This window comes from Candidatus Symbiopectobacterium sp. NZEC135 (assembly GCF_025962695.1).
Genome location: NZ_JAGFPF010000786.1, coordinates 1 through 940, shown reverse-complemented (window position 1 = coordinate 940; position 940 = coordinate 1). Strand labels below are relative to the sequence as shown.

The window sequence follows — 940 nt, the reverse complement described above, 5'->3', positions numbered from 1 at the left end:
GTGAGTGTTATTACGGAAGGTTTACTATTATTGAAAAACTCATATACCGAATAGAAGTTGAATGCTTTGGCATAAAACATTGTCCCTAACACCGTGCCATCGCTATGGTATATCGGGAATTTTGCACAGTGCCACGGCGCAAGTATCGCATCACGACCAAAGTACGCCGTTTCGATAACATCGGCCCCCTCTTTACTCTGTTCGGCTTTTCTATCGTGCGCTTGTAATTCAGGAGCCAATTCACTCCAGGAGACCGGAATCTCTGAATCCAGCCGACCTTCAACATCAAACCCTTTAGGAATGTTGCAAAAGTTCATTGCAGCTTGATTCATATAAACAAATTTTGATTCGTTGCTTTTTATTCCCCAAGGGATCGACGCATGTTCCATAACAGAAACAAGGGGAATATTGTCGAGGGCACTATGCACGATGGTTTTCTTCTCTTTACTTTTGCCATCATCCATACTGTCCTCTGTTGCAGAGTCAATCAACACGCTATCTCACATTATAAAAATTATGATTATTATTCAGAGTGATAAAAGAGTCCCTGGTGTCAGCCTATCGCCGTTGACCAGGGTATTATACGCCTCATAGGATAGAGTACAATATACTCTAGTTGAACGAGAGGTATCAAACAGGTGCAATTAGCTTACCCGTGACTGAGGTTATTTTGCTGTTGACCGGGAAAAACATATTTAAATGAATAATTAGACTAAATAATTAATAGCTTATAAATAATATAAAACAAAAGGTACTGGGTATCCAATAAGGGCAGGCCAAACCTGCCCTTATGCAGTTATTTCAATAACCGCGCTTTGCAGCTTTTTCCTTTGATCTTGCCTTTAAGCAGTTGCTGCAACGCACGTTTGGCGCTGGCCTTGCGAATGGCCACGTAAGCATGTACCGGGAACATATCAATTTTACCAACTTCTGCCGCCGT

The 940-nt window shown here is 41.7% G+C and carries 2 protein-coding genes; both read right to left on the bottom strand.

What is annotated here, in order from left to right; translation table 11 throughout:
• Positions 1-464: PAS domain-containing protein (locus tag J5224_RS30450; protein WP_264628771.1), on the bottom strand; the 464-nt coding region annotated here is incomplete at its 3' end.
• A gap of 332 nt (positions 465-796) precedes the next feature.
• Positions 797-940 (bottom strand): DbpA RNA binding domain-containing protein (locus J5224_RS30445; protein ID WP_264628772.1); only part of this gene is annotated, 144 nt, incomplete at its 5' end.